This window comes from Lysinibacillus fusiformis, from assembly GCF_003049525.1.
In the GTDB taxonomy this organism is placed as follows: Bacteria; Bacillota; Bacilli; order Bacillales_A; family Planococcaceae; genus Lysinibacillus; species Lysinibacillus fusiformis.
This window is the reverse complement of record NZ_PYWL01000001.1, coordinates 1,022,407-1,028,870: the sequence shown is the minus strand read 5'-3', so window position 1 is coordinate 1,028,870 and position 6,464 is coordinate 1,022,407. Positions and strand designations below refer to the sequence as shown.

7 protein-coding genes are annotated in these 6,464 nt (G+C 34.4%); 6 read left to right on the top strand and 1 reads right to left on the bottom strand.

The features are described from left to right. Positions 1–103: IS3 family transposase (locus C9J29_RS04950; protein ID WP_153062678.1), on the top strand; the 103-nt coding region annotated here is incomplete at its 5' end. A 393-nt stretch (positions 104–496) separates the two neighbouring features. Here C9J29_RS04950 and C9J29_RS04945 read toward each other — a convergent pair. Further along, positions 497–1,120 (bottom strand): CPBP family intramembrane glutamic endopeptidase, encoded by a 624-nt coding sequence (locus tag C9J29_RS04945; protein WP_008176311.1) that lies wholly within the window; start codon positions 1,118–1,120, stop codon positions 497–499. A gap of 174 nt (positions 1,121–1,294) precedes the next feature. On the opposite strand from C9J29_RS04945, the gene C9J29_RS04940 reads away from it, so the two are divergent. From C9J29_RS04940 to C9J29_RS04920, 5 genes are all read left to right on the top strand, one after another. Beyond that, on the top strand, positions 1,295–1,741 hold the full coding sequence (locus C9J29_RS04940; RefSeq protein WP_012294430.1) for a LytTR family DNA-binding domain-containing protein: 447 nt from the start codon (positions 1,295–1,297) through the stop codon (positions 1,739–1,741). Between the two features lie 4 nt (positions 1,742–1,745). Beyond that, a complete protein-coding gene (locus C9J29_RS04935) occupies positions 1,746–2,183 on the top strand; it encodes a DUF3021 domain-containing protein (RefSeq protein ID WP_080695195.1) in 438 nt (145 codons plus the stop codon). A gap of 712 nt (positions 2,184–2,895) precedes the next feature. Next, positions 2,896–3,945 carry an NAD(P)/FAD-dependent oxidoreductase gene (locus tag C9J29_RS04930; protein WP_008176306.1) on the top strand — a complete coding sequence of 350 codons (1,050 nt, stop codon included), beginning with the start codon at positions 2,896–2,898 and terminating at the stop codon, positions 3,943–3,945. Between the two features lie 114 nt (positions 3,946–4,059). After that, a complete protein-coding gene (locus C9J29_RS04925; RefSeq protein ID WP_164908752.1) occupies positions 4,060–4,827 on the top strand; it encodes a helix-turn-helix domain-containing protein in 768 nt (255 codons plus the stop codon). Positions 4,828–4,934: 107 nt separating this feature from the next. Beyond that, the gene (locus C9J29_RS04920; protein WP_008176302.1) at positions 4,935–6,449 is read left to right on the top strand and encodes a DEAD/DEAH box helicase; all 1,515 of its coding nucleotides are present in this window, start codon (positions 4,935–4,937) and stop codon (positions 6,447–6,449) included. The last annotated feature ends 15 nt before the right edge of the window (positions 6,450–6,464 follow it).

Genomic DNA, 6,464 nt, shown 5'->3' with positions numbered 1-6,464 from the left:
TATGATAGATGATTATATGGAGCACTACAACAATACAAGAAAGCAATGGACGTTAAAAAAAATGACTCCGGCAGCATACCGAAGTCATTTAATCGCTGTTTAATGTAGCAAATGGTCTTTTATTAAACTGTCTACTTTATAGGGTTCAGTTCAATATCTAATATGTGTGGTCCTTTATTTAGTTTCTTATTCAACTAATGTGCCCTTTAATGGAATAACTAAAATATGGGCTTATTCCTAAAATCGCTTATAGCTTGTTGAACTAAATCACTCCGTTAGCCATCCACGTCGGATAAAATCGATGCTTCATCACAGAAAATGAAAGATTACTCCGTTTTTTTTATAGGAATTGAAGAGCTTAGATTAAACAACTGAACCTCATAGGTCCTGAAAAAACTTCAAATTTGCTAACAGTGGTAAATTAAATAACCTTTTCCCATAAAATTATTTAATATCGAGAGGCGAAATTACACAACATCCCTCTCAATTATTACCATTAATTTTTATTTAGCTGCCATTTCCCTGAAATAGCAGCTAGCATCAACCATGGCTCTATTACCATATTGATTAGAATATGGGCTACAATTGGTGCAAAGGTGCTCCTTCCAGTATAAATATAGAGCATAGCAAGTAGACAACCTAAGATTGTCGTTGAAAGAATTGCTGGAAGCGCAATTTTCATCTCTCCTCGCAATAACACCCATGCGCCATGAGCAATTCCAAACGCAATTCCTGAGATTATTACTTGTGAAAGATTTGAAAATCCAATAGATAATACATACTCCATGAGCAAATGTCTAAATACGACTTCTTCTACTATTCCACTTACAATAGCAGCCCATATACCAATCAATTTAAGCCAAGAAAATGTAAACAAATTGCTTTTTACTAAAGGTATTGCAGACATTGTATAGGAAATATACCCGATTACGATGAATGCAGTGAAAAACCACATAGGTAAGTTCAAGTGCAGTTCCAGTGAATAGCCCAACCCATTCTCAATAAATTTTTTAGGATTAGTTACATACCAATAAATAACACTTAATGAAAGCATACTTGATATGCTTGCTAATATCCATCCTGCCTTTCTTCGCTCTTTTAGCGTTGTGATCTCGTTCATATTAACTGTCCCCTTATATTAAATTAATGTTTCTAAGGCCTAATATAACGACATCAAAGTTTAGCAACAATACGTTACATGTAACATGTCTTTATTGAAAGGTGAAATGCTTTTTATGGATGACAACCTGCATTATTCGATTTGTAATTTATGGTATATTTTTATAGAGAGGTGATGGAGTTGAAGATAGACATAAAAATTGATCCACAAATTGATGAACCCTACATAACAATCTGCGTTTCTAAATTAACGCCAACTATACAGGCTGCAATCTCACTCTTACAACAAGAAGAACAACAAATTTTAACAGGGACCGCTAACAATAAAGTACATATTATCGAGCCTAATTCTGTTATAGCTATTAGGACGGAAGGTAAAGATTTAGTACTATATAGCGACGATGGTAATCGTGTACTTATGAATAAACCTTTGTACGAGTTAGAGCAGCAACTAGGGGAAGGATTTATTCGGATTTCTAAATCTGCCATCATTAATCCTAGAAAAATCAGAAATATTGAAGCTTCCTTTAATGGCACAATGGAAATCGAGCTTACTTTAGGAATAAAAGAAGTCATTTCACGCAATTATAAAAAATCATTTAAAGAGCGCTTGGGGGTATAAGTACATGAACTTTTTCAAGAATTTATGGTTTGGAATAAGTATGGGCTGTACAGTTTTTGTTTTTGTAAATCTTATTGGATATTGGTTGAAAGGGGATTTGTTTTTAGAAGCTGTTATATCTAATTTTCCACAACAAATTTTGGGATCAGTTACTGTTGGCATTGCCTGTATACTACCTTCATACGTCTATAGGACAGAACGTTTAACATTTTTACAACAAAGTGCTTGTCATTTTTTTATCGCTATAGGGACCTTTATAGCTGTCGCCTTTTCTTTAAAATGGCTTCCAACATTTTCGATAAAACTAACGATTCTATTGTTACTATTTAATGTATTAATTTTTGCACTAGTTTGGCTGTTATTTTATTTTTATAGTCAATCGGAAGTAAAAAAAATGAAGCAGAAAATCATTGTTCATACAGACAGTAGTAATAATCAATAGATTTCTTTGATAGAAAATTATTTAAAGAGGTTAATCAACATAAGAAGCCTCTTTTGTATTCAAGCCTCCCTTTCCGGATATTTCCATTCGTTTTCAAACGACTTAAATTAAACAGTCTCCATCTTTATCCCCTACTAACTATTCTTCGGCTCATACAGCTATAACTGCATGAGCCAAAGATTATACAACTAACCTGACCTGTTAGTTTAAGTGAGAAACTTCACAATCTCACTCTGAATTTTAACAACAATATCAAATTCCGTTGAAAATGTTCCTCCACAATCTGGCCCGATTGTTGAACACAAGTTAAACAACACTCTTAAACTAACCTGCACCGTTAGTCTCAACAGAAAAAGGGCTCTATCTCTTATTGGAGCAAAGCTCGTATAGCTAAGGAGGAGCCTGCTGCTAGGACAGCTATTACTTTATACTTCATACATATTAAAACTAGCAATTAATGTTAGTTTGAGAGTGCATGGTCGATGGAATTACGATATAAAAATGATTTAAATAATAGTAAGAATTGACAAAATAGCTTTGAAAAGGGGAAGTTTTACTTGATAATGATTATCATTATCGTATAATAGGGGAGGAAGGAAATAATAAGCATTTTTATAAGATGAAAAGTATACAGTAGGGGTTGTAGTTCAGCTGATGCCGCAGCCCAATTGTTGAGATAGGAAATAAACATAAACGAAAGGTGTGTTAAGTATTGTTTGAACAAGAATTGTATGATGTAACGATCATTGGTGGAGGACCAGCAGGGTTATATTCTAGCTTTTATTGTGGCTTACGTGAAATGAAGACGAAGCTAATTGAATCTCAGTCGCAGCTTGGGGGAAAAATCCACGTTTACCCAGAGAAAATGATTTGGGACATTGGGGGCGTTACGCCAATTTCAGGTGGCCAACTCATTAAGCAGTTAGTAGAGCAAGCCTTAACATTTAATCCTTCTATTTATACAGATGAAAAGGTATTATCAATTGCTAAAAACGAAGAGGGTATTTTCGTTATTACAGCCGAGTCTGGGAATATTCACTATTCAAGAACGGTCATAGTTGCTATTGGTGGTGGCATCCTTAATCCTCAAAAAATAGAGATTGAGGGAGCTGAACGATTTGAGGTATCTAATTTAAACTATACTATCAAATCCTATGAAAAATTTAAAAATAAAGCGGTCATTATTTCTGGTGGCGGTAATACAGCTGTAGATTGGGCACTAGAGTTAATGGAAGTGGCGTCAAAGGTCTATTTAACGTATCGAAAAGATCAATTGTCTGCACATGAGGCTCAAATTACGGAGCTTACGAATAGTGCGATTGAATGCCATTATAATTCTGAAATTACAAAATTAATTGCAGATGATCAAGAAGGAATGATTAAAGCAATTGCTTTAACAAACCATGAAACAGGTACTGTGACGGAAATTCCTATCGATGAAGTTGTCATCAGTCATGGCTATGTACGTGATAAGGAACTTTTAGATAATAGTCCATTAGCAATTGAACGTAAAAACGACTATTTCATAGCTGGTACTATAAATAGTGAATCATCTATTCCGGGTCTTTATGCGGCAGGAGATATTTTGCACCATGATGGCAAAATCCATTTAATTGCAGCAGCTTTTCATGATGCATTGCACGCAGTGAATAGTGCGAAGAAGTATATTCAGCCAGATGCTTCTGATGGCGGTATTGTATCCTCACATAATGATATTTTCAAACAACGTAATCGCAAGCTATTACAGGAAAGCTTAAAATAATCAATCTTAGGAGCACTCATGCATTTTAGGTGTTCCTTTCTTGTTGTTTTAAAACATGCTATAGGAAGGGAGCTATTCAGTATAAATACGCAAGAAATTATAGAATTCTATACAATGGCACCTTTAACATTTACGTCTGTCACTACTGATCAGATTTCTTCTGAAACGGTTGCTGAGACTAGCGAGACAAAGGAAAATGTAGCTAGACTTATCTTCCCAATCAATGGGATAGGTGACGTTAAAATAGAAGGCACTAATTATCACATAAAAAAAGGACGAATCCTCCATGTTGGTCCCAATTTCCCCAGTCGATTCTTAGCTGTTAATGAGGCCAAATTAGAATATGTAGTCATTTACTTTCACCTATCTGATGAAGAACAGGCGAAACTTCCTCTTTATAATAGTCATTTTCCTTTACAGGTTGTAGAACACATGAAATTAATGAACATAGTGCAGCAATTAATCGCAACAAATCAAAAGGGTAGTCATTTATCATTTCTTCAATCCAAAGTACTCTTTTTAAATATTTTAGAGGAAATAATTTTATTGATGAAGGTGAAAGATTATCAAAACATAGCATCCATTTTGACGTATATACAAGAAAATTTTACAAAGAATATTACTGTGAGCGATATAGCTAATGAATGTAATTGGGACCGTAGAAAATTGAGCTATGTATTTGAAAAAAGAATGGGTGTCAGTCCCCATGTTTATTTAACTGATTTACGTATTCAAAAATCCAAAATGCTATTAAGGTCATCTGATTTTTCTATAAAGGAAATAGCTGATCGAGTAGGTTATACGGATTATTTTTATTTTAGTCGTGTCTTTAAAAAGGTGACAGGTTTATCACCTAGTATTTTCCGCAAACAGATGAATTAACAAACACTCAATGAAAAAATTACATTCATTGGGTGTTTTTTGTATAGATCGAACATAGCTTTCTCTTTTTTGGACAACCTAAGGAGAAATACTGACATGGTGGGGTGATGATCATGAAAATAGAGAGGTCGTCAGAATGGGAAGAAGGCTTTATCAATCGCGTCAATGATCTTGAACAATGGCATAGCTGGACATTATATAAGATGAACTATGATATTGTCAAAATGAAATTAATCCCTGATTTCAAAGGTCTACAAGCTACAAAGTATTTACCAAATTTAAAACCTCTTGCACATCAGCTAGAAGCAGCTGAAACAGTCATTGAACGCATGAATGGAAAAGCCATTTTAGCAGATGAAGTAGGTCTTGGTAAAACAATTGAAGCGGGTTTGATTTTAAAGGAATATCTGTTAAGGGGCCTTGTGAAGAAGGCATTAATATTAGCGCCAGCTTCCCTTATTAATCAATGGATTGAAGAGTTAAATTTAAAATTTCATATACCTGCTATTGCTTATAAAAAAAATTGTCCAATAGAGCGCTATGACGTCATTATCATGAGTATGGATACGGCGAAAAAGAGCCCTCATAGGGAGCGTATTTATGAGCAGGATTACGATATGATTATTATTGACGAGGCCCATAAATTAAAAAATAATAAAACACAAATTTATGAGTTCGTCCAAGGATTAAAGAAAAAGTTTTGCTTATTATTAACTGCCACTCCTATACAAAATGATGTTTTCGAATTATATTATTTAATTTCCTTATTAAAACCAGGACATCTGGGGAACTATGATACCTTCCAATCGGCCTTTTCAGCCAGTAAGCATCATCTAGAACATGATGATTATTTGAAAGAATTGGTCAATCAGGTGATGGTGAGAAATCGAAGAGAAGATACAGGTATTGAATGGACCAATCGTTGCGTTCAAATTGTGCCGATTACCTTTACGGAAGAAGAAAGAGAAGTTTACGATCTCCTTGGCTCACTTGAAAACAAAGGATCTTTTGCATTAATTACTTTGCAGAAGGAAATGTGCAGTAGCAAGGAAGCAACAGCATTAACATTAACAAATATGCTGAAGGAGCATGGACAATCACAAGAAATGGAAGCCATTTTAGCCAAACTAATGGCGTTAGAAGTGAATTCTAAAGCAGAAAAGACGATTGAGATTATTGAACAGGCGAAGGATAAGGTTATTATTTTTACAGAATACCGTGCAACTCAAATCTACTTACAATGGTATTTACATTCCAAAGGTATTACAAGTGTATTGTTTAACGGTAAATTTAATAAAAGTAAACGAGATTATATGAAGCATTTATTCAAAGAAAGAGCACAAGTACTCATTGCCACAGAGGCTGGTGGAGAGGGAATAAATCTTCAATTTTGTCATCATGTCATCAATTATGATTTACCATGGAATCCTATGAAGCTAGAGCAACGAATTGGTCGTGTCCATCGTTTGGGGCAGGAGCATGATGTTCACATATATAATCTTGCTATTGAAAATACCATTGAAGAAAAAATCTTAGAATTACTTCATACCAAAATCGATGTGTTTGAAAAAGTGGTTGGTGATTTAGATGCCATTTTAACAAACTTAAAAAAATCAGTATGAGGTAAGGAGGGAAAC

Coding starts and splice junctions, on each gene's coding strand:
- C9J29_RS04925 (WP_164908752.1), top strand. CDS start 4,060: ATGGCACCTTTAACATTTACGTCTGTCACTACTGATCAGATTTCTTCT.
- C9J29_RS04920 (WP_008176302.1), top strand. CDS start 4,935: ATGATCATGAAAATAGAGAGGTCGTCAGAATGGGAAGAAGGCTTTATC.
- C9J29_RS04940 (WP_012294430.1), top strand. CDS start 1,295: ATGGAGTTGAAGATAGACATAAAAATTGATCCACAAATTGATGAACCC.
- C9J29_RS04935 (WP_080695195.1), top strand. CDS start 1,746: ATGAACTTTTTCAAGAATTTATGGTTTGGAATAAGTATGGGCTGTACA.
- C9J29_RS04945 (WP_008176311.1), bottom strand. CDS start 1,120: ATGAACGAGATCACAACGCTAAAAGAGCGAAGAAAGGCAGGATGGATA.